The sequence below is a fragment of the Labrenzia sp. THAF191a genome (assembly GCF_009363335.1).
Taxonomy (GTDB): domain Bacteria; phylum Pseudomonadota; class Alphaproteobacteria; order Rhizobiales; family Stappiaceae; genus Roseibium; species Roseibium algicola.
The window spans coordinates 3265417-3288453 of sequence record NZ_CP045333.1 but is presented as its reverse complement, the minus strand read 5'-3'; the positions used below and the strand labels follow the sequence as shown (position 1 = coordinate 3288453).

The 23037-nt window shown below is 59.7% G+C and carries 23 protein-coding genes and 1 other RNA gene; 11 read left to right on the top strand and 13 right to left on the bottom strand.

Annotated elements, in window-relative coordinates:
• Window positions 1-85: 85 nt before the first annotated feature.
• The gene (locus FIV05_RS15050; protein WP_209009670.1) at window positions 86-652 is read left to right on the top strand and encodes an adenylate kinase; all 567 of its coding nucleotides are present in this window, start codon (window positions 86-88) and stop codon (window positions 650-652) included.
• 85 nt (window positions 653-737) lie between these two features.
• Here FIV05_RS15050 and FIV05_RS15045 read toward each other — a convergent pair whose 3' ends face one another.
• Window positions 738-1154 carry a hypothetical protein gene (locus tag FIV05_RS15045; protein WP_023000537.1) on the bottom strand — a complete coding sequence of 139 codons (417 nt, stop codon included), beginning with the start codon at window positions 1152-1154 and terminating at the stop codon, window positions 738-740.
• A 119-nt stretch (window positions 1155-1273) separates the two neighbouring features.
• Between FIV05_RS15045 and FIV05_RS15040 the strand changes: the two genes are divergently transcribed.
• Complete coding sequence (locus FIV05_RS15040) at window positions 1274-1852, top strand: TetR/AcrR family transcriptional regulator (protein ID WP_152510111.1); 579 nt, start codon at window positions 1274-1276, stop codon at window positions 1850-1852.
• 24 nt (window positions 1853-1876) lie between these two features.
• Here the strand turns inward: FIV05_RS15040 and FIV05_RS15035 are convergent, their stop codons facing one another.
• The 3 genes from FIV05_RS15035 to miaA all read right to left on the bottom strand — a co-directional run bounded on the left by FIV05_RS15035 (window position 1877) and on the right by miaA (window position 4206).
• Complete coding sequence (locus FIV05_RS15035) at window positions 1877-2422, bottom strand: GNAT family N-acetyltransferase (RefSeq protein ID WP_173013856.1); 546 nt, start codon at window positions 2420-2422, stop codon at window positions 1877-1879.
• Between the two features lie 80 nt (window positions 2423-2502).
• A complete protein-coding gene (locus FIV05_RS15030; protein WP_209009669.1) occupies window positions 2503-3042 on the bottom strand; it encodes a GNAT family N-acetyltransferase in 540 nt (179 codons plus the stop codon).
• Between the two features lie 210 nt (window positions 3043-3252).
• The gene (gene miaA, locus FIV05_RS15025) at window positions 3253-4206 is read right to left on the bottom strand and encodes a tRNA (adenosine(37)-N6)-dimethylallyltransferase MiaA (protein WP_152511942.1); all 954 of its coding nucleotides are present in this window, start codon (window positions 4204-4206) and stop codon (window positions 3253-3255) included.
• Between miaA and serB the strand changes: the two genes are divergently transcribed.
• Window positions 4205-5095 (top strand): phosphoserine phosphatase SerB, encoded by an 891-nt coding sequence (serB, locus tag FIV05_RS15020; protein ID WP_152510109.1) that lies wholly within the window; start codon window positions 4205-4207, stop codon window positions 5093-5095. The two genes, miaA and serB, sit on opposite strands and share 2 nt — an antisense overlap.
• 462 nt (window positions 5096-5557) lie before the next feature.
• On the opposite strand, the gene FIV05_RS15015 is transcribed toward serB, so the two are convergent.
• The 6 genes from FIV05_RS15015 to FIV05_RS14990 form a co-directional block, all read right to left on the bottom strand.
• A complete protein-coding gene (locus FIV05_RS15015) occupies window positions 5558-7045 on the bottom strand; it encodes a DegQ family serine endoprotease (protein ID WP_152510108.1) in 1488 nt (495 codons plus the stop codon).
• A 131-nt stretch (window positions 7046-7176) separates the two neighbouring features.
• The gene (locus FIV05_RS15010) at window positions 7177-7362 is read right to left on the bottom strand and encodes a DUF2065 domain-containing protein (RefSeq protein WP_023000530.1); all 186 of its coding nucleotides are present in this window, start codon (window positions 7360-7362) and stop codon (window positions 7177-7179) included.
• Entirely contained in the window at window positions 7359-8294 is a 936-nt protein-coding gene (locus FIV05_RS15005; protein ID WP_062488168.1) for a protease modulator HflC, read from the bottom strand. Before FIV05_RS15005 ends, FIV05_RS15010 begins: the two co-directional genes overlap by 4 nt.
• 2 nt (window positions 8295-8296) lie before the next feature.
• Entirely contained in the window at window positions 8297-9490 is a 1194-nt protein-coding gene (gene hflK / locus FIV05_RS15000; protein WP_152506025.1) for an FtsH protease activity modulator HflK, read from the bottom strand.
• A gap of 232 nt (window positions 9491-9722) precedes the next feature.
• Window positions 9723-10196, bottom strand: a complete 474-nt coding sequence (locus FIV05_RS14995) for a GNAT family N-acetyltransferase (RefSeq protein ID WP_152510107.1) — start codon at window positions 10194-10196, stop codon at window positions 9723-9725.
• Between the two features lie 21 nt (window positions 10197-10217).
• The gene (locus tag FIV05_RS14990; protein WP_152510106.1) at window positions 10218-10736 is read right to left on the bottom strand and encodes a dihydrofolate reductase; all 519 of its coding nucleotides are present in this window, start codon (window positions 10734-10736) and stop codon (window positions 10218-10220) included.
• Between the two features lie 150 nt (window positions 10737-10886).
• Between FIV05_RS14990 and FIV05_RS14985 the strand changes: the two genes are divergently transcribed.
• From FIV05_RS14985 to FIV05_RS14975, 3 genes are all read left to right on the top strand, one after another.
• Window positions 10887-11261: a TfoX/Sxy family protein gene (locus tag FIV05_RS14985; protein ID WP_286202194.1), complete on the top strand. Its 375-nt coding sequence runs from the start codon at window positions 10887-10889 to the stop codon at window positions 11259-11261.
• Window positions 11258-11941 carry a DUF2461 domain-containing protein gene (locus tag FIV05_RS14980; RefSeq protein ID WP_152510105.1) on the top strand — a complete coding sequence of 228 codons (684 nt, stop codon included), beginning with the start codon at window positions 11258-11260 and terminating at the stop codon, window positions 11939-11941. The genes FIV05_RS14985 and FIV05_RS14980 overlap by 4 nt, the downstream gene beginning before the upstream one ends.
• 107 nt (window positions 11942-12048) lie before the next feature.
• Entirely contained in the window at window positions 12049-13407 is a 1359-nt protein-coding gene (locus FIV05_RS14975) for a GH1 family beta-glucosidase (RefSeq protein WP_152510104.1), read from the top strand.
• A 128-nt stretch (window positions 13408-13535) separates the two neighbouring features.
• Here FIV05_RS14975 and FIV05_RS14970 read toward each other — a convergent pair whose 3' ends face one another.
• A complete protein-coding gene (locus tag FIV05_RS14970; RefSeq protein WP_152510103.1) occupies window positions 13536-14606 on the bottom strand; it encodes a serine hydrolase in 1071 nt (356 codons plus the stop codon).
• 213 nt (window positions 14607-14819) lie between these two features.
• On the opposite strand from FIV05_RS14970, the gene FIV05_RS14965 reads away from it, so the two are divergent.
• The gene (locus FIV05_RS14965) at window positions 14820-16154 is read left to right on the top strand and encodes a multicopper oxidase family protein (protein WP_152510102.1); all 1335 of its coding nucleotides are present in this window, start codon (window positions 14820-14822) and stop codon (window positions 16152-16154) included.
• Window positions 16155-16166: 12 nt separating this feature from the next.
• Here FIV05_RS14965 and FIV05_RS14960 read toward each other — a convergent pair whose 3' ends face one another.
• Window positions 16167-16961, bottom strand: a complete 795-nt coding sequence (locus tag FIV05_RS14960) for a thymidylate synthase (protein ID WP_023000520.1) — start codon at window positions 16959-16961, stop codon at window positions 16167-16169.
• A 156-nt stretch (window positions 16962-17117) separates the two neighbouring features.
• Between FIV05_RS14960 and ssrA the strand changes: the two genes are divergently transcribed.
• The 4 genes from ssrA to FIV05_RS14940 all read left to right on the top strand — a co-directional run bounded on the left by ssrA (window position 17118) and on the right by FIV05_RS14940 (window position 18773).
• Window positions 17118-17487: a transfer-messenger RNA gene (gene ssrA, locus FIV05_RS14955) on the top strand.
• 174 nt (window positions 17488-17661) lie between these two features.
• Window positions 17662-18237: an SspB family protein gene (locus FIV05_RS14950; RefSeq protein ID WP_023000519.1), complete on the top strand. Its 576-nt coding sequence runs from the start codon at window positions 17662-17664 to the stop codon at window positions 18235-18237.
• 17 nt (window positions 18238-18254) lie between these two features.
• Window positions 18255-18533: a DUF4169 family protein gene (locus FIV05_RS14945; RefSeq protein ID WP_152510101.1), complete on the top strand. Its 279-nt coding sequence runs from the start codon at window positions 18255-18257 to the stop codon at window positions 18531-18533.
• A 6-nt stretch (window positions 18534-18539) separates the two neighbouring features.
• Window positions 18540-18773 carry a ribbon-helix-helix domain-containing protein gene (locus FIV05_RS14940; RefSeq protein WP_152510100.1) on the top strand — a complete coding sequence of 78 codons (234 nt, stop codon included), beginning with the start codon at window positions 18540-18542 and terminating at the stop codon, window positions 18771-18773.
• Window positions 18774-19019: 246 nt separating this feature from the next.
• Here the strand turns inward: FIV05_RS14940 and FIV05_RS14935 are convergent, their stop codons facing one another.
• Window positions 19020-22862: an AsmA-like C-terminal region-containing protein gene (locus tag FIV05_RS14935; RefSeq protein WP_152510099.1), complete on the bottom strand. Its 3843-nt coding sequence runs from the start codon at window positions 22860-22862 to the stop codon at window positions 19020-19022.
• Window positions 22863-23037 lie beyond the last annotated feature (175 nt).

The following is a 23037-nucleotide window of genomic DNA, read 5'->3' as shown; positions in this document are numbered from 1 at the left end:
TGACTGTATTGTCGCCCGATTTCGGACCTGACACGAAAAGCCTCCTGAGCCACCGATTTTCCGGTAAGGTTCAGGAGGCTTTGTTTTGTCGGGGAGGACAAACGGGGTGGAAAGCCTTGGCACAGACGGAGAGATGAAGCGCGTGGTGATCGCCGGATGCCCGGGGGCCGGCAAGTCCCGTGCGGCCCGAACCTTGAGCGACCTGACCGGCCTGCCCGTCATTCATCTGGACAGTCATTACTGGCAACCGGGTTGGCAGCGCCCTTCCCCCGAAGCCTGGCGCGCCACCATGAAAGAACTGATCGCTCGCCCGCGCTGGATCATGGACGGCAACTACGGCAGCACCCTGGACCTTCGCCTGAAAGCAGCCGATACGCTCATCTATCTCGATTTTAAGACGTTTCTCTGTGCGACAAGAGTGCTGAAGCGCTCCGTTCTCGGCCGCGGCGGCACCCGCAGTGGCGAATTGCCGGATGGCTGCCTGGAGCGCTTCGACTGGCCGTTTTTCAAGTTCGTTCTGAACTACAGGCGGACGCGGCGGGAACGTGATCTGGAAAGCATCAGGGTGTTCTCCGGAGTGAGCCATGTCTTCATCCGTCCACGCCAGTTGAAGCGTTTTCTCGGCTCACTCGAGAGTGGCCCGGTTTCCTGAATTCCCCGTGGCCTGCCGGTAAAGTGTCCCTGGATCCGCCAACAGGGGCCGCAGAAGCGGCCCCTGTTCAGTTCGTGTTGTGACGTCAACCCTGAGAAATCCGTTCGGAAAGCTGGCTGTTGGTCATGGCTTCGCCGTCCAGGTTCCAGGTCCCGTCCACAGTGTGCACCACGTTTGAATAGATGCGGTCGCGTGGCAAACGACCTTCTGCCGCCGCGGCAATGATGTCTGTTGCTTCCTTGAAGAACCCGACCTGAACGTCCCGCGCAGCCAGGGCAAAACTTGGCGTCTTGCATTCCAGCCACGCCCCTTCCACCGGCTCGCCGCCGGACAGCGCCCCATTCTTTGGCAGTGCCTGTATCTGCATGGTCACGTTCGGGGTCATGACCTTGTTGCCGCCAAGCCCGTGCCATTTCAGGAAGGCTTCGGTGATTTTCCTGCCTGCTTTCAAACCGGCATCTTCGCTCATCACGCCTTGGGTGTAATTGAGTGCAAGTGGCATTTCCGTTCCTCTCGATTAAATATAACGTTCGTTATATTTTCTGACGCACCCTATTTATGTAACGATCGTTATGAAGTCAACATGATATATAACGATCGTTCTTAAAGTGAGAGAACCGCATGGCAAAACAACAGCTTCGCAAGGCAGAAACTCAAAAAGCCTTGCTCAGCGCATCAAGCAGGGCCTTCCGAAGCGAAGGGTATTCCGGGGTTGGTGTCGACGCGATCGCAAAGGCGGCGGGCGCTACCTCGGGTGCATTCTACGCGCACCTGGGATCAAAGGACGGGGCCTTTCACGCCGCGCTGGAACAGGGACTGGAAGAAGTAATCACCACCATTCCTGACTACCGGGAACGTTTCGGCGACAAATGGGTCGAGGCATTTGCACGGTATTATCTCGGCACGGCGCATCGACAGGACCGCGCCTGCGGCTGTGCGATGACCGCGCTATCGCCCGATGTCGCACGGGCCAAGCCTGAGACCCGCAAACTCTATGATGACAAGATGCAGGAGATAGCGGCACTGGTTGCCGAGGGGCTGAAGGAAGGCAATCTTTCTGAACGTCGGAACCGCGCCTGGGTGTTTCTCAGTCTCCTGATAGGAGGGCTGACCACGGCACGGGCCATGTCGGATGAAGCCCTTGCCGAAACCGTGACAGCGGCCGCCCTGCCCGCCGCCTTGCAGGCTGCCGGAGTTTGATGGCGACCAATCGCACTCAAGTGATCAACCGCCCGTGCCAGGCTCCAGAGAACGAAGATATTGCCGACGCGTGATCCGGTAGAACCGGCAATGCAATCCGTGCTTTCTTATTTCCCGCCAGAAACGCAGTCCTGCCTTCTGCATCACCCGCTGCGAAGCCTTATGCTCCGCGACTGCATAGGCGAGCATGTGATCGTTCTGTGTCGTGTCGAAAAACCAACCGACAAGAGCCCGCGCGATCTCGCTCGCATAGCCCTGCCCCCAGGCTGATCGTTTCAGGCTGTAGCCGAGTTCATAACCTTCCGGGTTCCTTTCGAACGAGAACCCCGCCCGGCCGATAAAGGCTCCCTCAATCGTCTCCAGTTTCCATTTGGACATCCCGGTGCCCCGGTGATCGCCGACGTAATTCGCCAGTCGCCGGCGCACTTCCTCCGGATCCATGATCGCCGGTCCCGGAGACAGATAGCGATTGACCTCCGGATCTGAATGAAGGTCCTGCAACAATGGGAAGTCATCTTCGGAAAAAGGCAACAGGCGCAGCCTGCCTGTTGTCAGAATGGGTGTGTTCAAATGGGTTACTCTCAAAAAAAGGGACCGTGGCAGACACGGTCCCGACGCATTTCCCGAGGTCCCGTAAGCCCCGAAAATGCCTAAGCACTCATGAGATAGGATTGCATGGACGGGCTCAGGAGCTGAAACACGTCCGCCTGCATGCCTTCGATCACTTTGCTTTCGCGATGATAGAAACCGTTGCCCTTGACCACTTCCCGCATGTTCCGGTTGTCGGTGCGCACGACAGCGACCAGATGGGAAAAATAGGTGTTTTCGAAGAACCAGTCAGACAAGGCGGCACAAAGGCGCTTGGGCAGATCCGGGTCCTGATCCAGCACGTCGAGACGCAGGCAATAGTTCAGACTGATCTCGGAAGTTTCGCTGACAGGCGTAAACCCGGCCCAGCCGAGAAATACCCCATCGGAAGACACCGCCTTCCACTTGGCAAACCCGAGGTCGTCCTGGTTCTGCTGAGCAGACCGCACCAGTTCTTCCGCATCAACGACGGTGCAATTGGTGGAATATTCTGTACATCGGTTGCCGTAAGGGTCGGAGTGAAGATCTTTGACGAGATGAATATCGGTTGGCGTGAAAGGGACGAGCCGCACTGAACCGCATTCGAGTATGATCGTCTGCACCGTGACCTCCCAGTCTAGGATTTCTTCAGGCCGTACACGCGGCGGCGAATCCCGCCACCGAACGCATGCTAGCCATGTAACCCTGAATTGTGCCATTGCCATGGCAGACAAAAGTATAAGATCAATTTTGACAAAAATATATTCGCAATACCAAAGAGTTACGCTCACACCACTGCTGCACCGCACACATCAGAAGTTGACGCTGAGCCGTCAAACCGTTCGAAGAAAAGCCTCCATCTCAATTAGGTTTGAAGGATCAACCCGTTGCCAATCCGACATCTGGTTGCGAAACCAGGTTTCCTGACGCTTTGCATATTGACGCGTTGCAACAGTCAGCCTGTGGATGGTTTCTGCATAATCGGCTTTTCCGGCAAGATAGGCGCCAAGTTCCGGCACGCCGATCGCCCTCATCGCTGGCAACTTATCCGATAGGCCTTGATCAAGCAGGGCCCGCACTTCATTGAAGCCTTCCTCGCAAACCATCAACCTTGCCCGTTGCTCGATACGTTCATGCAGCCAGGGCCGCGGTGGTGCCAGAACGATCCGGTGACACGCCTGCGGTTTGAGAAGTGGCGATGACTGGGCATGCTGTTGCCACGCCTTCAGAGGGCGACCGGTTGCCAGCAGAACCTCCAGTGCACGAGCAAGACGTTGCGGATCAACCAGCGCCTCGGCAGACTCAGGATCCCCCTCGGCAATCAGCTGCTGCCTCAAGCCTTCGACACCCTGCGTGTCGGCAATGGATCTCGCCCTGGCGCGGATCTCTTCCGGAATGCCGGGCATTTCCGCAAAGCCTTCCGTCACCCCCTTGAAGTAGAGGCCGGTGCCACCGACGAGGATAGGCATCTGGCTGTTTCCCCAGGCATCTTGCAGTTCCCGTTCCGCCAGACGCAGCCAGTCGCCGGTCGAAAAGGCCGTCGATGCAGGCAACACGCCGTATAGCCTGTGAGGCGCTTCCCCCTCCTCCGCGACGCTGGGGCGTGCGCTCACCAATCGCAAGTCTTCGTAAAGCTGCATGGAATCTGCATTCACGATGACGCCATTCAGCCTTTTGGCCAGCGTCAACGCCAAAGCGGACTTGCCGCTGGCTGTCGGCCCGGCTATCAGAATGGCGCGCCTGGCAGTTGCGGGCGTGCCGTCATCGTCGTCCAGGGAACCGTCCATGTCTTTTGTTGCCACTTTGGTGTCCACTCCTGCTGCGCCTGCAGTCGACGAGGATCTGGTTCGGCTGGCATCCGACGCACTCGGCGTTACCGGAACCTCGACACGTCTTTCTGCAGGTGTCGCAGCGGATATCCGCTTTGAGGGTCTGGATGCAAGTGCCGCGGACGGTATCCTGCGCGAAGTGATTGGCCGTGCCCCCGTCGACGTCTTTGTGCAGAAGGAAGCCGGCCGCCGCAAGCACCTGCTGATCGCGGACATGGATTCCACCATGATCCGCCAGGAATGCATCGACGAACTGGCGGCTGAACTTGGCCTCAAGGATCGCATATCGGAAATTACCGAGCGGGCGATGCGCGGCGAGATCGATTTTGAACCGGCCCTGCGCGAACGTGTTGGCCTTCTCGCCGGATTGCCGGTGTCGGCCATCGAAACGGTGCTCAGCAAGCGGATCCAGCTGATGCCGGGCGGCCGCACGCTGGTCCAGACGATGAAGGCGAACGGCGCCTACTGCGCCCTTGTTTCCGGTGGCTTCACCCATTTCACATCTGCTGTCGCGACGCTGATCGGTTTTGACGAGAACCAGGCCAATACCCTGCTGGAAATGGACGGAAAACTGTCAGGCAAGGTCGGAGAACCGATTCTCGGACGCGAAGCCAAGCGCACCCGCCTGGAATATCTCGTTGCGGAGCGTGGCCTGGAATTCGCAGATACGCTTGCGGTCGGAGATGGCGCAAACGACCTCGCCATGATCGAACGTGCTGGAGCCGGTGTCGCTTACAGGGCCAAACCGGCTGTCGCCGCCGCCGCCGACTTCCGCATCGACCACGGCGACCTAACAGCCCTGCTCTACCTGCAAGGCTACGCGGAAAGCGATTTCGTTCTGAGTTAAGGCACGGGCCTGCGGCAATCCTGATTTGAGCGGTTTCGAGTCCTCGCCTCGCGCGGGCGGTCTTGCTTGTCTTTCAAGGAATGACCTTTCAACGGAGTATGCAGCCCATCCTTCGAGACAGGCCTCCGGCCTTCCTCAGGATGAGGGAGAGTGTGTGGGGATACCGAACACAAAACCCTTTGAAGTGGTTAGGCTAGGAACCGTCAATTCGCCCCACCACACATCCAGCTCGCCAAGTCCATCACATCCTCCAAGTCCCCCAACTCCGCCCCCCCACCAACCTCATCCTGAGGAAACGCGGAGCGCTGTCTCGAAGGATGGGCCTCTTGCTCCAAAGCATCCCCCTTCCCGTTCCAGACAGACCTTCAGCCGTCTTCAGGAAGACCGTGCAGGTGATTAAAAGCAGAAAAAAAGGGCGCCTCACGGCGCCCTTCTGCATTCAACTTCCGAAGTCCGGAAGGATTACTCGTCTTCGATCCGTACCGGAACGAAGCGGACATCACCCGTCGGATTGGCCAGCAGAAGCAGGGCCGAGCGGCGGTTGTCCTTTTTCAGCTTGTCGACCTCGGCCATGACGTCTTCCGGCGTCTCGACCGTTTCCTGAGCGACTTCCTTGATGACATCGCCAGCCATCACGCGCTTTTCCTCGGCAGAGGTACCTGGCTTCACTTCCGTGACCACAACACCGCTGACGTCTTCATCGATGGAAAACTGCTTGCGCAAGGCGTCGTCCAGAACGGCAAGCGACATGCCGAGCACTTCGCTCTTTTCGACCGGCTTTTCCGCAGGCTCTTCTTCCTCGGTTGCGCTGGCTTCGGTCACCTCGGTTTCAACGAGCTGCTCCAGGATCACGCTGATGGCGACTTCCTCGCCCTTGCGCAGAACCGTGATTTCGACTTCCTTGCCGATTTCAGTTTCCGCCACCATGCGCGGAAGTTCGCGCATCGTGTCGACATCCTTGCCGTCGAACTTGATGATCACGTCACCCGGTTCGATCTTCGCCTTGGCCGCCGGACCATCGTCGGTCACACCGGCAACCAGCGCACCCATGGCCTTGTCCATTGCCAGGCTGTCGGCAATCTCGTCCGTGACTTCCTGAATGCGCACACCCAGCCAGCCGCGGCGGGTTTCGCCGAACTTGCGCAGCTGATCGATCACGTTCATGGCGGTGTTGGCCGGAATCGCAAAACCGATGCCGATGGAGCCGCCGGACGGCGAGATGATGGCCGTGTTGATGCCGATCACGTTGCCTTCCATGTCGAACAGCGGTCCACCCGAGTTCCCCCGGTTGATGGAGGCATCCGTCTGGATGAAGTTGTCGTAGGGACCGGAGTTAATGTCGCGGTTTCGTGCCGACACGATACCGACGGTCACCGTGCCGCCCAGACCAAACGGGTTACCGATCGCCATCACCCAGTCGCCGACGCGAATGGCGTCGCTATCGCCGAAACTGACGGCCTTCAGAGGCGTGGTCGGCTCCACCTGCAGCACTGCGAGATCGGTTTTCTCGTCGGTGCCGAGGAGCGTCGCCTTCAGCTTGGTGCCGTCGTTGAAGTTGGCGGTGATTTCGTCCGCCCCTTCGATAACGTGATTGTTGGTGATAATGATGCCGGCTTCCCCGTCGATGACGAAGCCCGAACCCAGCGATTGAACCCGCCGCGGCTGGTCGTCGTCCCGGTTCTGCCGGTTGAAGAATTCTTCAAAAAACTCCTGGAAGGGCGAACCTTCCGGAACCTGCGGCATCGGCACCGAACGGCGGCCCTGCACGGTTTGAGCGGTGGAAATATTCACCACTGCATCCGCGAGACCTTCCGCCAGATCCGCGACGGACACAGGTCCTTGTGCGTATGCTGCCTGGATAGGCTGAAAAGCTGCCATTCCACCGATTACGATGCCCGCCGCGACTGCGGCGATCCTGGTCATCCGACGGCGAATACTTAGTGGAGCCATAGGGCTTTCTCCTCATCCCAGCCGGTTGGACTGCAGTCAGAATGCTGCCAGTCGATGGGTTTGTTCCGGTCCTTGGTTCAGAATATAGAACGGGCGGGAAGATTTTGCGCCTCCCGCCCGAAAACTTTTCGTTATCCGCGAATGATCCACACAAGAAATACGCCGATAACCGCCACGATCAGGCCAGTTGCCCGCAAGGTCTGGTCCGGTGTCTCCAGCGCGCTGCGCATGATGGACTTCATGCCACCGGGCACAAGCGCGTAGAGAACACCTTCAAGCACCAGGACCAGGCCGAGCGCCGTTACCAGTTCGCTCATTGTGCAGCGAGCGACGGATTCCGGTCGGATACGCCCTGGCTACCGTTTCCATCAGTACCCGGAGCCGGCAAGATACCGGTCGGGTCCTTGAAGAAGCGGAAGAAGCTTGAGTCAGGCGACAGCACCAGGCTGGTATCACCGGACCGCAATCCTGCCTCATAGGCCTGCATGGACCGGTAGAAGGCGAAGAATTCTGGATCGGCACCGAATGCCTCGGCAAAGATCCTGTTTCTTTCAGCGTCACCGGTACCACGCATGATTTCCGAGTCACGGCGTGCTTCAGCAACAAGAACGGTCGCGTCGCGATCCGCACGGGACCGGATCCTGCGGGCAGCTTCTTCACCCTGTGCACGGATTTCCGTGGCTTCCTGCTGACGCTCGGTCTGCATACGGGCGTAAATTGCCTGCGAGTTGGCGTCCGGCAGATCCGCACGGCGGATCTTCACGTCGATCACCTCGATGCCGAGCTGTTCGGCATTGGCATCGATATCCCGGCGAATGTTTTCCATCACGCCGGTACGGTCGTCGCGAACAAGTGCCACGAAGCTGGTGCGGCCGACTTCGGAACGAAGCGAAGACTGCAGGAACGTCGACAGGCGCCGGTTGGCGGTCTGGATGTTCTGGACACGCTGATAGAACAGCACCGGATTGGAGATCTGGTACCGCGCGAAGGCATCCACGATCAGACGCTTCTTGTCCGAGGTGATCGGCTCAAGCGGCGGCATGTTCAGGTTCAGGATGCGCTTGTCGAAGTAGACGACGTTCTGAACGAACGGGATCTTGAAGTAGAGACCCGGCTCCTTCTTCGGCTGTTCGACGATCTTACCGAACTGCAGGACAAGCGCCTGCTGGGTCGGATTGACGATGAAGACCGAAAGGTAGGCGACGACCGCTGCGATCAGCAGGACGATTGCAAGAATACCACTACGCATGATCAGTTGCCTCCCGCGCGCTGTGCAGGGGCGGTCTGACGCCCGTTCAGGTCATTCAGCGGCAGGTACGGCAACACGCCGGAGCCTGTCGAGTCGCTGTCGATGATGATCTTGTTGTTCGAGCCCAAAACTTTTTCCAGGGTTTCGAGATACAGGCGCTCACGGGTCACGTCCGGTGCTTTCCTGTATTCTTCGTAGATCTTGGTGAAACGCTGGGACTGACCGGTTGCCTCGGCAATGGTCTGGTCCTTGTAGGCGTTTGCCGCTTCCAGAACGCGTGCTGCTTCACCGCGCGCTTCCGGGACCACCCGGTTGGCGTAGGCCTTGGCTTCGTTGCTGATGCGCTCTTCGTCGGCACGTGCGGCCTGCACGTCACGGAAGGCGTCGATAACCTGAGCAGGCGGGTCAACGCGCTGCATCTGGACTTCGCCGATCTCGATACCCGACTGATAGCTGTCGAGTGTCTTCTGCATCAGGCTGGCAACGTCATTCTGGATGGAAACACGGTTTTCCGTCAGGATGGAGTCGATCTTCGATCCGCCGACAACCTCACGCATCGCGCTTTCGGCCACGGCTTTCACAGTCGCTTCCGGATCCTGGATATTGAACAGGAAGTCGGCAATACCCTGGTTGGTATTCCGGATACGCCACAGCACCTTGAAACCGACGTCAACGATGTTTTCGTCACCGGTCAGCATCAGGCTTTCTTCCTGAACATCGCGTGCGCGCACGACGCCGGAGCTGCTGACGTTTTCTTCGGTGCCAACAGTGGTTTCGCGCTGCAGTTCGACTTTCGGGGTGTAAACTTCACCGATCGGATAAGGCCAGTTGTAGTTCAGGCCAGGAGGGGTCTGATCCTCGACCTTGCCGAGTACCAATTCGACACCGACCTCGCCTTCATCGACAACATAGAAGCCGAAGGCCAGCCAGACGATAAGCGCCACGCCGACCACGATCCCGCCGCCGATGAAACCCAGGCCGCCGCCGCCGCCGCCCGGAAGGACGTTGCGCATGCGGTCTTGGGTACGTTTCAGGAGCTCTTCAAGATCGGGTGGGTTTCCGCCTCCACGGTTGGAGCCACCACCCCACGGGCCGTTGCCATTACCGCCGCCGCCACCGCCGCTGCCCCAAGGGCCGCCGTTGTTTCCGCCACCTTTCCAGGGGCCACCGCCACCTGACTGATTGCTCCAAGGCATCAAAACTTCCTTCTTTGACGTCCGGCACGTTATGCCGGACAGGGATTTTCACCCGTTCTGACTCACCGTTGGTTATAGGGAGGTTACCGTATGCTTTCAACGGAAAGCCCCACGTAAAAACCTCCCAAAACCCGTGCGTTCCCGTGCCGCAGGTGGTGGTAAACGGGGAGACTGTCAAGACCGACGGAACATTTGGCCGCACCCAGCCGGTATTTGGCCCGACAAGACGGGCTCAGTTCACGTTGGCGGAACGGATCATGTCGACGTGCAGAATACCATCCTCGATATATTCTTCAGACACCGTCGCAAAGCCCAGGGAGCCGTAGAAAGCCTCCAGGTAAGCCTGTGCGGAAACGTGGATCTCACACCCTGGAACCAGAGCCTCCGCCTTGTCGATGCCGGCCTGCATCATGAGACGCCCGAGCCCGCTCCCCCTGCCTGCCTTGGCAATAACCACCCTGCCAATGCGGGCACGGCCATGCTGCGGTTCTGTGAACAGGCGGATTGCGCCCAGAAGCGCTCCTGCCTCCTCGTCTCTGATGAGGTAATGCAGCGCCGTCTGGTCCTTGCCGTCGATGTCGGCATAAAAAGACGCCTGCTCCAGAATGAATATATCCTGGCGCAGTTTGAGCACTTCATAGAGGTCGTTGAGGCTTAGCTCATCGAAAGTGGCCCATCTGGCCGTCAGATTGGCAGGTAAACTCATGAAAACGGATCCGATAGGTATTCAAGCCTTGCGGCGGTAGGTGACGAAGGTGAAATCTGCGCTGTCGCGTTCGGTGCGCTGGCCCGGCTCCCGACCGACTTCCTGCCACACCGCCGGATCGATGTCCGGAAAGCGGGTGTCTCCCGACGGCTGCGCGTCCACTTCGGTGATCTCGAGACGGTCGGCTTTACCGATCGCCTGGGCATAAAGCTGCCCCCCGCCGATGCACATCACCTGGTCGACGCCAAGATCCGCGGCCAGTTCCATTCCCCGCCGCAGCGCCTCTTCAAGGGACGTCGCAGCTTCCGCACCTTCCGGCGCATAGTCCGGATCCCTGGAAACAATCACATGCGGACGTCCCGGCAAGGGCTTGCCGCCGAACGACAGAAACGTCTTGCGCCCCATGATCACCGGCTTTCCAAGCGTCAGCCGCTTGAAATACTTCAGGTCCGACGGCAACCGCCAGGGCATGTCGTTATCGGATCCGATAATCCCGTTTCGTGCCACCGCGGCAATCAAGACAAGTTCCGGCAAAGCCATCTCCGAATCCGGTTTTCAATTCCTCAAACGCCTCCTAGCATGGAAACGCGAGCCAGGAAAAATCGCAGACATTTTTCTTGCCAGGCTGTCGGATAAGCGCCCCTTGGCACGTCCTTGAAACTGGACCGCCACGACCAGGAGACTTTCGGAATGTCCGACTTGATGGAAACCGTCTTGATCGAACGCACCCGCGCGTTGATCCCGGATGACAATGTCGAGCAAAAGCGCATGTTCGGCTCCACCTGCTTCATGGTCGACGGCAACATGCTGGTCTGCGCTTCCAGACGCGGGCTGATGGCGCGTGTGGGAACCGAGCAGCAGGAAGAGGCGGTGGCAAGGCCCTTCGCCTCGGTCTGCAAGATCGGTGGCCGGCCCATGCCCGGCTTTATCCGGGTCGCGCCGGAAGGGATCGAGAGCGACGAAGACCTGAAGAGCTGGATCGAGATGGCCAGAACCTATGTCAGCGCACTCCCGCCCAAGGCTACCAAGGCCAAAAAGCCGAAAACCGGAAAGACGGCAAAATGACAGGTGTCGGTTTTCAGCCAGAAACCTTCCGCTTTCTGGAAGAGCTTGCCGCCAACAACACCAGGGACTGGTTTGAAGCGCACACGGCCGACTACCAGCGCTTCGTCAAGGTTCCGGCCGACGCGGTTCGCGGCAGGCTTGCCGAAACGCTCTCGCGGCTTTGCGGCCACAACCTCACCTCAAAGCAATTTCGTATCAACAGGGACCTGCGCTTTTCCAGGGACAAGACACCCTACAACACCCATGTCCGCATGGCCTTCTGGCCGCAGGACACCGCTTTCCAGGGCAAGGACGCGCAACCGCCCAGCTTCTTCCTGTCCGTGGAAGCCGATCATGTGCGCACCGGCGCAGGGTGCATGCGGTTTTCAAAACCGGTGCTCGGATCGTTTCTCCAGACCCTCGAGACGGACAACGGCGAGGACATCGGAGACCTGATCGCCCATATGACGGCTGCCGGGTTTGAAATGTCCGCCCCAGATCTTGCCAAGGCTCCTCGTGGCTTTCCCGCGGACCACCCACGCAGTGGTCTCGCTCGGCACAAGGGTCTCGCCGTTTGGCGAGACGTCAGCGATATCGGATCGCTTCAGGGGGCAAACGGCCACGAAGCGATTGCAAGGGTTATTGAACCTGCACTCCCCTTCTGGCGCTGGCTGATGACACTTCACGCGCACCGGACCTGACACATTGATGGCGGGCAATACTCAGAACGCAAGACGAAATCACTTGATCCAAAGCGCTTTGAAACCTATGACCATCGCATTCGCGTTTCCACTCCAGATGAGTTCCCATGGCACTTCCCAAAGACCTTGCGCTCCGTTTTCCCGGCGATTTTCTGTTCGGCGTTGCAACCGCTGCCTATCAGATCGAGGGCGCAACCAGCGAAGATGGCCGCAAACCCAGCATCTGGGATGCCTTTTCCAAGATGCCCGGCCGCGTTTACCAGAGGCATTCCGGAGACTTGGCCTGCGACCACTATCATCTTTGGGAAAGCGATCTGGATCTGATCAAGTCACTCGGCGTCGACGCCTACCGATTTTCCATCGCCTGGCCGCGCATTCTTCCCGATGGCCGAGGACCGGTGAACGAGAAGGGTCTCGACTTCTACGACCGGCTGATCGATGGCATGGTTGCCCGTGGTCTGAAGGTCTATCCGACGCTGTACCACTGGGATCTGCCGTTGACCCTGGCGGGCGACGGCGGCTGGACCGCCCGCAGCACGGCGGAAGCGTTTGCGGACTATGCGGAGATTGTCGTCAAACGGCTCGGCGACCGGATGGACGCACTGGCCACCATCAACGAGCCCTGGTGCATCTGTCATCTCAGCCATCTCTACGGCATCCATGCTCCCGGTGAAAAAAGCATCGAGGCCTTCGCGGCCAGTGTGCACACGCTGAACCTGGCACATGGTCTTGGCGTTCAGGCTGCCCGGGCCGTAAAGCCGGACCTGCCGATGGGGATCGTCATCAACGCGCATTCCGTCTATCCGGTCAGCGACGCGCCGCAGGACAGGCAAGCGGCAGAGCGCGCCTTCCAGTTCAACAACGGTATTTTCTTCGAACCGTTGTTCGAGGGGAGCTATCCGGCGGATGTGCTCAGCGCCTTCGGCGACCACATGGACATTCGCGACGGTGACCTTGAAACCATTCACCAGCCTCTCGACTGGTGGGGGCTGAACTACTACACGCCGCTACGCGTGAAAGCAGACACCAATGTCGGCGCGGCCTATCCGATGGCCGAGACGGTTCCCCCAACTCCGGGGCCGGAGCTGACCGATATCGGCTGGGAAGTCTATGAAAAGGGCCTGTCGGATCTCCTGAAGGATCTCGACACCCGTTACCCGCTTCCGGACTGCTACATCACTGAAAACGGCGCCTGTTACAACGACGAGCCGCAGGACGGTGTCGTCAACGACCAGCGCCGGATCGACTATCTGGAAAAACATTTCGGTGCCATTGCCGATGCACGCGAGGCTGGCGTTCCGGTGAAAGGCTATTTCCTCTGGAGCCTGATGGACAATTTCGAGTGGGCCGAAGGCTACAAAATGCGCTTCGGTATCGTTCACGTGGATTACGACACCCAGGTCCGTACGCTGAAGAACAGTGCCCTGTGGTACCGGGACTTCCTGGAAGCGCATCGGCAGGGGTGAAAGCGCTTCGAGCTTTCGTCCTGCATTGCGGATCAGCGCAACCAGCACGCACGCTTAACATAACCTCCCCTCCTTCCCCCTCATCCTGAGGATGTGTTGGTGTCAGGATCAGGTGTTCAAAGGCGAGGCTACGCTTCCCGTAAATTCGCCAGAATGATCTCGCTCCAGACCCGGGTCGGCGGGATCCAGGCGGACCAGTCGTTGTAATTGCCGGAATAGATGACGGCCGCAACATCGGCCTTGGGGCACAGCCAGAGTCGCTGGCCACCATTACCGAAGCCGGCAAACCAGGGTGTCGGGCCGCCAAGAGCCGGAACGGGAACCTGGCCGCAAAACCAGAAATAGCCGTATCCCGGCCCTTCGCTGGTTTCGATGATTGGCTGCAGTGAAGCTCGGATCCAGGCTTCGGGAACGATCTCCCGGCCTTGCCAGATACCGTTGTCAAGAACGAGACGTCCGATCTTCAGCAGGTCGGGCGCAGCCAACCTCAGCCCGGACGCCGGCGAATAGGCCCCGTCCCGGCCGATAGACCAATCGAACTGATTTATGCCAAGCGGAGAAAACAGGCGTTCCCTTGCATAATCGGCAAGCTTCTGCCCTGTTCCCCGTTGCAGGATCTCGCCCACCAGCGCGGTGGCTCCGCCGCTGTAGATCCATCGGGTGCCGGGGTCTCCCACCAGCGGCCGCTCCAGAATGTAACGGTACCTGTCCGGGGCCATTTCCATGGCGATTTCGCTGTTTTCCGGATCGGTATAGGGGCGGGTCTCGTCCCACTCCATGCCGAGCGACATGGTCAAGGCGTGCTCCACGGTCCGTTCCATGCGTTTCGGATCCACAGCAAGGTCGGCATATTCGGGAAAAAGCTCCAGCACCGGCGTATCGAGCGTCGGCACCTCGCCCCGCTCCAGTGCAATGCCGTAGAGCAAGCTGACGATGGATTTGGTGACAGAACGCAGGTCGTGAAGGGTCTCGGGGCCGAAGGTTACCTCACCGATCGGACGGCCCCAGTTTTCGTCCTCTCCCTTGCCATAACTTTCCAGAACCGTCTCACCACCGCGTTCTGCAATCACGACATGAAGATGCGGCAACAAACCTGCCTCGGCACCGGCGCAGAGCTTGCGGCCAAGGGACGTATCGAACCCGCGACGCTCGGCAGCCGCCGTGTGGGGTGAGAGCGAAAGACCGTCGGTTGACTTCATGGAGAGCTCCCTTGCGTGAAACCTGAAGGAAGTGTCGGCAGTTTCATCGCCAAATGCGAGCGTTATTTGAAAGGTTTATTGCCGTGCGAGGAGCTTGACCTTCCACCAACTGGAACCACCATAGTGAGGGGGATAAGCAACTTACGTCAGGAAGGTGGGAGAGTGGATCGGCGTTCGTTCTTGAAAGCATCGGTGGCAGGAGGCCTTGCTGCAATGTCACCAGCCTTTGCTCTGGCAAAAACGGAAGAAGGTTTCTTCGACCTTGCGGCGGTCAAGGGACAGGCCCGACTTTATGGCAAGGACGGCGGCCTCTCGGATCTCTGGCTCTACAACGACCGGCTGCCCGGCCCGCAGATACGGGTCAAGCGCGGCGAACGCGTCAGAGTGCGCTTCACCAACAACCTCGACGAACCCACCTCGGTCCACTGGCACGGCATCCGCATCGACAATGCCATGGATGGTGTTGCCGGCCTCACCCAGCCTCCCGTCGCCCCCGGCGAAAGCTTCGACTACGATTTTGTCGTGCCGGATGCAGGCACCTTCTGGTACCACGCCCATAACATGAGCTGGAACCAGGTGCCGCGCGGCCTCGCGGGCGCACTGATTGTCGAGGACGACGAGCAGACCTTCGACCCGGATTGCGACATCACACTGATCCTCAACGATTGGCGCCTGGACGAAAACGGTATCCTGGAAACCGCAAGCTTCGGTGCCATGCACGACTTTGCCCATGCCGGACGTCTGGGCAACTGGCTGACCATCAACGGCGCTTCGATGCCGGACATTGCGTTGAAGATGAACCGCTGGCACCGGCTGCGCCTGATCAACGCCTCCACGGCACGTATTCTTGATCTGGCTCCGGCGCGGTTTGGTGCGAAGATAGTCGGACTTGATGGGCAGGCCTTTGACACCGCGCGGGAGGTCGAGGGCACAGTGCAACTGGCGCCGGCACAGCGCATGGACCTGGTGCTGCGACCTCAGGAAACAGGCAAGCTGCCGTTCGAGATGATGACCGGCAAGCCGTTCACCTTCGCCAACTTCGTCGTCTCGGAAACCGAGAGCGAAGACCTGCCACTCGTGTTGCCACCGCCGAACCGGTTGCCGGAACCCGATCTGAGCTCTCCCTGGGAACTGCCATTGGTGATGGCGGGTGGAGCCATGGGCGGCATGCAGTCGATGATGAGACACGGCGTCGAGATGGACATGCGCCAGATGATGTCCGAGGGACTCTTCTGGGCTTTCAACGGTGTGGCCGGTATGGAAGATGATCCGATGTTTTCCGCCAAGCGCGGTGACACGATCCTTCTGGAAAGCCGGAACGACACGGCTTTTCCGCATGCGATCCACCTGCATGGCCATCATTTCCGCGTCATCGAGCGCGATGGCACGAAACTGGAGAATCCCGACTGGCGCGACACCTTCACAAGTCAGCCGCGAGAGACCGTCAAGATCGCCTTTGTAGCGGACAATCCCGGGAAATGGCTGATCCATTGCCACATGCTCGGTCATGCGGCTTCCGGCATGATGACCTGGTTCGAAGTGAGCTGAACGAGCCGGTGGCTAAACCGCGATCGGCGCGGCAATATGCGGGAGCGGATCGTAGCCGGTCAGTTCGAAGTCTTCGAACTTGAACGCAAAAAGATCCGTGACATCCGGATTGATCTTCATTTCCGGCAAGGGCCGCGGCGAACGTGTGAGCTGCTCACGGGCCTGGTCGAAGTGGTTGGCATAAAGATGCGCATCACCGAACGTGTGCACAAAGTCGCCGGGCTTCAGGCCGGTCACCTGGGCCACCATCATGGTCAGCAGCGCATAGGAGGCGATGTTGAAGGGCACGCCCAGGAACACATCCGCCGACCGCTGGTAAAGCTGGCAGGAGAGCTTGCCGTCAGCCACGTAGAACTGGAACAGCGAGTGGCACGGCGGCAGGGCCATCTCGTCGACCAGAGCCGGGTTCCACGCCGAGACGATCAGCCGCCGGCTTTCCGGGTTGGTCCGGATCATCTTCAGCAGATTGGCGATCTGGTCGATGGATCTGCCGTCCGGAGCGGGCCACGACCGCCACTGGTAGCCATAGACCGGTCCGAGATTGCCGTTCTCGTCCGCCCAGTCGTCCCAGATCTTCACCCCGTTTTCTTTCAGATACCGAATGTTGGTATCGCCCGCGAGGAACCACAGCAGCTCGTGAATGATCGACTTCAGGTGCAGCTTCTTTGTCGTGACACAGGGGAAACCTTGCGAGAGGTCGAAGCGCATCTGGTGGCCGAAGATCGAGCGCGTGCCCGTTCCGGTCCTGTCGCCCCGATCAACGCCTTCGTCCAGGATTTTCGACAAGAGATCGAGATATTGCTGCACGGCGGAAGCCTTCGCGGTCAGGAGATCTGGAGTTTGTGGTTAACTTGGCAGATTTTTCCGAAAAGACAGCCCCTCCCCCGCACTTTCCCCAACTTGGCACGTGCTGTGGAAGAATGGCCATGCGCCAAGCCGGCAAACGACATGCTTTACCAGAAGCCTCTTTCATTTCAGGGCCGAAGACCTTATATCAGGGCTGCTGGTTCGCCAGCTATGGCAATAAATGGTCAGTGCAATAAACCTATCGGACCCGGGGGCGGTACCCGGCGCCTCCACCCAAGCCCATGGGGCTAAGCTACGGAAACTCCATGGGTTTCGGCGGGGGCGAAATAGGATCGACGAGGGCGTAAAGACTGTGCTTTTGCTCGGCATTGTACCACCGTTATCGGGCTTTCTTAATAGTTGCAAATGACAACTATGCTATGGACAACGCTGTCGCAGCGTAACGCTGCGCCGGTAGTCCACTAAGTCCTTTGAGGTAGCACTCACGGGCGGGGTTCGGAGGCACCTGGCAACAGAAGCCTCCACTTGATCTTCCCATGTATTTGCAGCGTCCTACATAGGTTGCATGACCAATGAGCGATGATTGCCGGGTTGCACACATTAATCTGGGTTCACTTGGAAAAGAGCCTTTTCTTTTTGATCTCGGCCCGTCAATGTGCTCCTGATAGTGGACTTTTCCAGCGAGATTCGACGAAAACCGATGTCTGAAGACCTTCTGCGATACGATATTCTGATCCAGGACGCGCTGCGTGGAGCGGTGAAGAAAATACTTGCCGAAGTCGGTCGTACCGGGCTGCCCGGAGACCATCACTTCTACATCGCGTTCGACACCAATGCCCCTGGCGTGCGCATTTCCCAGCGGCTCAAGGAGCGCTATCCGCAGGAAATGACCATCGTGCTGCAGCACCAGTTCTGGGATCTTGCCATCGGCGAACATGCGTTCGAGGTTGGTCTGTCCTTTGGCGGCGTGCCGGAAAAGCTGCTGGTGCCTTTCTCTGCCATCAAGGGTTTCTTCGATCCGTCCGTACAGTTCGCGCTGGAGTTCGACCCCGGCAAGACGGCGGAAGAACTGCCGGAAGAGCTGCTGGAAGCCGTGGAAGAGCTTGCCAGGGCCGAGCAGGAACATGCCGACAACGAAGCCAGGCAGGACGACGGCGCAGGCGACAAGGAAGCTGCAACTGCAGACACCAAGGCGAAACCTGCCGTGCAAGCTGCCGAAAGCAGTGACGGTGGCGGCGAAGTCGTTTCCCTGGATGCATTCCGCAAGAAGACCTGAGATCGGGAGCCTTTCCCATGAGCGCGGAGATCATCAATCTGCGCATGGTGCGCAAGCAGAAGAACCGTCAGGACAAGGAAAAGACGGCCGAGGACAACCGGCGCAAGTATGGCCGGTCCAAAGCCGAACGTGAGGCGGCCCGTCAGCGGCGGGAAACGCTGGATGCCCATGTCGACGGGCATCTTCTGGAAAAACCTGACGACCCGGATGCCGAACAATCCGATAAAGCAATAACAGACGCAGACAAAATCGAAGCCGATCCTTCTGGCCCGGGCTCTTCCGACGATCGCAGCTGACCGCCAATGGCTCTGTTAAAGCGCTCCCTCTCCCTTCATGGCCACCGCACCAGCCTGGCGCTGGAACCGGAATTCTGGGCCGTCGTCGACGCCTACGCCGACGCCGCGAACAAGTCCCTCGCCGGACTGATTGCCGAAATCGACGACAATCGCGACCCGGAAGACCCGCTGTCTTCGGCAGTCAGGGTCTGGGCCTTGAAACGGGTCCAAATGGAAGCTGGTCTGATTTCGGAGGGATGAACGGCTGACAATCTGATTTCCGGTCCCCTGCTTTTCGCCTGCCCACAGCGCAGCTAGAAGTGCCCGGACTGCCTCTGAGCTTCAGCCCTCTTGCCGCCTCTGCAACATACATCTCCCTCATCCTGAGGAGAGATTGCTGAAACTTTGAGTGAAAAGGACTGGCGGCTTCTTTTCCGATCGCCGTTCAATGGGCTTCAGGCAACACCTGCCCAATATCGACGAGCGAAGGCCCGTCGTACCAGCCTGTCACTGCGCGCCGGGCAGAACCAGCGGCGAGCCGACGTCGCGCGTCAGAAGGTCTTCGATGGAGACCGGCGGGTCCAGGGGTGGCAGGCTGTTCGAAGGAGTGGTGACCGGGGCAGTATCTGGCGCTGCGGTCAGGTCTTCCAGGTCTGGCGTCTCCAACACGGCCCGAATGCGCTCGGCAAAGGGAGCCGCGGCAACAGCTGGTGCCGGGGCAGGCGCAGGCACTGGCGGCGGCGCGGCGCGGGTTTCCCTGCGCGGCGCATCGTCGGTCTTTTGCGGAAGGGCTGAATTTTCCTGCTTGTCCGGATCCGGCTGAGGCTGAATGTCTCCTCCGGACTGCTCTTGCTCAAGACGAAGCTGCTCCTCTTCGGCCGCCCGGGCTGCCTGACGTTCCCGGCGGGCTTCGCCTTCCCGCTGGTTTTTCAGTTCCCGCACAAGCCGGTCACGTTCCAGAATTTCCGCCTGAAGCTTCTCAACGCGTTCAACCTCCCGCTCAAAGGCACGCAGGGTGAGATAGGCGGTAAACGGCGCGATGTCGACGCGGCGTTCCGGAGCCTCGACCGCCCCTTCGAACAACAGTCCGACCTGCGGTTCAGCACCGGTGACCGCGTCCTCGCCCGGATCGACTTTCAATGAGAAATCCGCGTCGAGATCGTAACTGGCGAGATTGACCTCGGCACTGCCGAAGATCTCCGCCTTTTCGGCATCGACAACAACGTTGCGGGCGCTCAGTCGTCCGCCCACCATTGTCAGCGTGCCGTCAACGCGCTTGAACGGAAGACTTCCCGCCGCCATGTGGCTGACGAAAACGTCACGGATCTTGTTCTCCTGAAGGTCCAGCCCCGCATCCACCGCGCGTGTCACCAGCGGGAAGGCCTGCGGATTGAGACCGCGGAAGTCGCCGTTTTCCATCGAGAACGTACCGCCACCGTTGAGGCCTGACACGATTGCCGAGATCGAGCGACCCGCCCCTTCGAATTCCAGATAAAGGTCGAGCGTGCCGGAAGCGACCGCCCTGTTGTCCGGCCGCCAGGATACCTGCCTCAGATCGGCATTGCCCAGTTTCACCCGGCCGGAAACTGCGGCCTCCGCCTCGGTCCGGCGTATCGAGAGGCTGCCGTCAAGCTGACCACCGGCAAAGGCTCCCTGCAGTCCGTCCAGGCGGAACAGGCTGGGAGACAGACGAAGTTCGGCACTCGGACCGGTAATGGCGGTGTCCTCGTCCAGCAGCATTCTGTCTGCCTTGAACTGCATTGTCAGGTCGAGGCCATCCAGAAGCGGCGATCCGAACGGGGTTGTCGGCCAGATACTTGAACCGTCCCCCGCCGAGAACCACTGATCGGGACCAAGGACCAGTTCCGTCATTGTGCGCAGATCGGCCTCGGAGACGGTTATCTCACCGGAGAAACGTCTGTTACGTTCGCCCGGTGCCGGTTCAAGGTCGCCTTCCAGACGACCTTCGAACGTCGTCGTTCCGAGCGAGCCTTCGGCCCTGCTGACGGCCATCGAGCTGCCAATCCCTTCGACATCGACCGAAAGCGCTGCAGGGATCGTGCCGCTCATGACCGGCAGAACCCGACCGGCCATCAAGGCCAGTGGGCCAAGGTCCGCTGTCTCTGCGGTCACCGAAACAAGGTATTCCGGCGCCTCATCCTTTTTCAGGGTCAAGGTTCCGTTGGCTTCAACGCTGGATCCGCCGATCTCCGTGGAAAGGTCGGTGGCCAGCCCCTTTGCCGGAATGCCGGAAACATTCAGCGCCAGATGGCCTGTTCCGGCAGCTTCCAGAGGAATGACGTCAAAACCGAGCTGCTGCAGAAGCCGGCCGCCATCCGGGCCCTTCAGTTCCACGCCGACAGCAACTTCGGCATCGTGCCACTGGTCGACACGGCCCTTGAGCTCGGCATTGATCGCAGCGTCGGCGCCGCCCGCGCTCCCATCCAGGCGCAGTGTCATATCCGTTGCTTCGCCAACCGCAGCCGCCTTCAACTCGGCATCGAACTTGGCAGGCACCAGGCTTGCGGCTGCGCGTTCCAGCCGTTCAACAAAGACTGTTTCGGGAAACAACCCGCCTGCCAGCGCAACAAGACCGGACAGGTCCCGGGCGTCGAGCGTTCCGGACACGGCTCCCTCGGGTGCTGAAAAGAGATTGCGGATATCGCCGGAGACATCGAGCCGGGCGCCTGCAAGGTCATTTGCAAACAACCTGTCGATCCTGACACCGCCGTCCGAATACTCTGCCTCCAGCGCCAGACCTTCGCCCTCGACACCGCGTGCCACCACCTGTTTGGCACGAAGGCGCAAGGAAACATCGAGCCCTTTTGGATCTGCCGGTTCCCCCGCTTCGACAGCCTGAGGGTGAAGCAGGGCAGCCAGGTTTTCGATCTGGTCCAGATCGAGCCGGTCTGCTTCCAGAGAGAGCGAGAATTCCGAATTGCCGCTGCGTGGAATGCGGTAGGCCAGGCCGCCGCGGGCTTCGGAACCGGCGATGGTCAGACGCAGATTGTCCAGCGCCGCACCTTCGGACACGAGGTTCAAGCGTCCTTCCAGGGAAACCGGTTCGATAGTACCGACGCCGGCTTCCTTCTGCCGCCACCAGCTGAGAAGCGACCCCGGCTGGTCCGAGCTGATAGACACCGCACCGCGATAGGTCAAAGACGGCTCGAGGCCGAGGTCGCCCTGGGTGGCAACCGTCGTGCGGCCCGGCAGGCGTCCGGCAAGGCGCGCGACGCGCCAGCCGCCCAGCATGGTTTCAAGATCCAGGCGAACATTCTGGATGATGCCGCCACCGGCCACCAGCGCCGGAACATCCATTGAAACGGCACCGTCGATGGACGGCAGCGGCACGACACGCAGGGCAGCAATCAGCCGTGTCGCCGCCTCGTTGATGTCGACAGGTGATTGCGGTCCGCCGCCCAGCAACCTGTCCAGATCGACCTGTTTCGACTTCGCACGGATTTCAAAACGCTTTTCGCCGGCATAGATCAGATCCGCATTGCCGGTCATGCTCAAGCGCCGGTCTTCGGGACCATAGCGGAACTCGAATTCGGGTACCGCGACCTCGGCGATATCGGCAGTGAACTGCCCTTCCGCCTGCCAGATATTCGGATCGTTTTCTTCCAGCGCAACCGAGGCGATGGTGAAGCGGCCGTCGAATTCGGGCGCGGCGTCGGCCACCTGAAGCTGACCGTCGAAAGCAAAGTTCACCGGCCTGTTGGTGGGGGTGACTTCGCCTTTGACGCGCAGTCCGGCGTTTTCCTGTGCGCGGCCAGTTGCAAGACTGACCGTATAGGGCGCACCATTCAGCGTGAGGCTGCCGGCGCCTCGGAACGGACCTTCCAGCGAGCGTGCGGATACGACCAGATTTCCGTCGTCGATCCGGTTGATTTCGCCGGACCGCGCATCGACGATCGTCAATGCGCCATCACGGATCGTCACCTTTTCGAAGGACAGGTCATCCGGTGCCAGTTTGGCTATGGCGCCGCTCGACGTCATCGCCGTCAGCCAGTCCAGTCGACCAGCCTCATCAAGTGAAAGCGACAGGTGCGGACGGTCGAGTTCCATGTCGAGAACCCGAATCTCGCCCTTCAGCAGCGACGGAAGCTCGATGCGCATGTCGAAGCGCGAGACCACCAGAAGCGGATCTTCGGCACCACCGACACGCACGTCGGAAAAACTGATGGAGGGCGCGGGCAGAAGCCGCAGGTCCGCCTCCCCCAGCACAGTCACCCTGTGCCCGAGCGCGCGCTCCGCATAGCTTTCGAAAGTCGACCGATAGACGGTCCAGTCGATAAAGAACGGCCCGACCAGCGCTGCCACCAGCACCAGAATGACTGTTACACCCAACGTGATGTAGACGGAGTTCAGGCCTTGTCTCCTTGTTCTCCAAAGTCACCGGATATCGTACCGGATAGATGTAGCCGATCCCTGCTGCAGTGCAAACACAGGATTTCCGGCGCTGGCCGGATCGCCGCCCTGCGGCGTCCGGCGGAGCAAAACGAGCTTATTGAACTGATTCGAT

Coding starts and splice junctions, on each gene's coding strand:
- FIV05_RS15005 (WP_062488168.1), bottom strand. CDS start 8,294: ATGCGTAGTGGTATTCTTGCAATCGTCCTGCTGATCGCAGCGGTCGTC.
- FIV05_RS14970 (WP_152510103.1), bottom strand. CDS start 14,606: ATGAAGTCAACCGACGGTCTTTCGCTCTCACCCCACACGGCGGCTGCC.
- FIV05_RS14975 (WP_152510104.1), top strand. CDS start 12,049: ATGGCACTTCCCAAAGACCTTGCGCTCCGTTTTCCCGGCGATTTTCTG.
- FIV05_RS14980 (WP_152510105.1), top strand. CDS start 11,258: ATGACAGGTGTCGGTTTTCAGCCAGAAACCTTCCGCTTTCTGGAAGAG.
- FIV05_RS15010 (WP_023000530.1), bottom strand. CDS start 7,362: ATGAGCGAACTGGTAACGGCGCTCGGCCTGGTCCTGGTGCTTGAAGGT.
- FIV05_RS14945 (WP_152510101.1), top strand. CDS start 18,255: ATGAGCGCGGAGATCATCAATCTGCGCATGGTGCGCAAGCAGAAGAAC.
- FIV05_RS14985 (WP_286202194.1), top strand. CDS start 10,887: ATGTCCGACTTGATGGAAACCGTCTTGATCGAACGCACCCGCGCGTTG.
- FIV05_RS15045 (WP_023000537.1), bottom strand. CDS start 1,154: ATGCCACTTGCACTCAATTACACCCAAGGCGTGATGAGCGAAGATGCC.
- hflK (WP_152506025.1), bottom strand. CDS start 9,490: ATGCCTTGGAGCAATCAGTCAGGTGGCGGTGGCCCCTGGAAAGGTGGC.
- FIV05_RS15015 (WP_152510108.1), bottom strand. CDS start 7,045: ATGGCTCCACTAAGTATTCGCCGTCGGATGACCAGGATCGCCGCAGTC.
- FIV05_RS14995 (WP_152510107.1), bottom strand. CDS start 10,196: ATGAGTTTACCTGCCAATCTGACGGCCAGATGGGCCACTTTCGATGAG.
- miaA (WP_152511942.1), bottom strand. CDS start 4,206: ATGGACGGTTCCCTGGACGACGATGACGGCACGCCCGCAACTGCCAGG.
- FIV05_RS14940 (WP_152510100.1), top strand. CDS start 18,540: ATGGCTCTGTTAAAGCGCTCCCTCTCCCTTCATGGCCACCGCACCAGC.
- FIV05_RS14950 (WP_023000519.1), top strand. CDS start 17,662: ATGTCTGAAGACCTTCTGCGATACGATATTCTGATCCAGGACGCGCTG.
- FIV05_RS14990 (WP_152510106.1), bottom strand. CDS start 10,736: ATGGCTTTGCCGGAACTTGTCTTGATTGCCGCGGTGGCACGAAACGGG.
- FIV05_RS15040 (WP_152510111.1), top strand. CDS start 1,274: ATGGCAAAACAACAGCTTCGCAAGGCAGAAACTCAAAAAGCCTTGCTC.
- FIV05_RS14965 (WP_152510102.1), top strand. CDS start 14,820: ATGTCACCAGCCTTTGCTCTGGCAAAAACGGAAGAAGGTTTCTTCGAC.
- serB (WP_152510109.1), top strand. CDS start 4,205: ATGTCTTTTGTTGCCACTTTGGTGTCCACTCCTGCTGCGCCTGCAGTC.